Annotated in this window: 1 protein-coding gene; it reads left to right on the top strand. The window is 61.7% G+C overall.

Going from position 1 to position 266, the window contains the following annotated elements:
* Positions 1 to 56: 56 nt before the first annotated feature.
* The coding region (locus tag SB751_RS31335) for a LemA family protein (RefSeq protein ID WP_410749189.1) at positions 57 to 266 on the top strand (210 nt) is incomplete at its 3' end.

Here is a 266-nt window from a genome sequence, read left to right as displayed (position 1 = left end):
CACAAGCGAATTTTTCTCAACTCGCCCGCAACGGGCTCTCGACAGGAATCGAACTCATGAAGTGGCTGCGCATTCTGCTGGCTTGTCTGATCCTCGCACCGCTCGCGGGCTGCGGCTATAACGCGATCCAGTCGTCGGACGAAGACGTCAACGCGGCTTGGTCGGAAGTCTTGAACCAGTATCAGCGCCGCGCCGATCTGGTGCCGAACCTCGCCGCCGCCGTGAAGGGCTACGCCGCACACGAACAGGCTGTGCTGACGCAGGTC

This window comes from Cupriavidus sp. SIMBA_020, assembly GCF_046535395.1.
Classification (GTDB): Bacteria; Pseudomonadota; Gammaproteobacteria; order Burkholderiales; family Burkholderiaceae; genus Cupriavidus; species Cupriavidus campinensis.
Note: the sequence above shows the minus strand (reverse complement) of the source record. Positions and strands in the feature narration are given on the sequence as shown.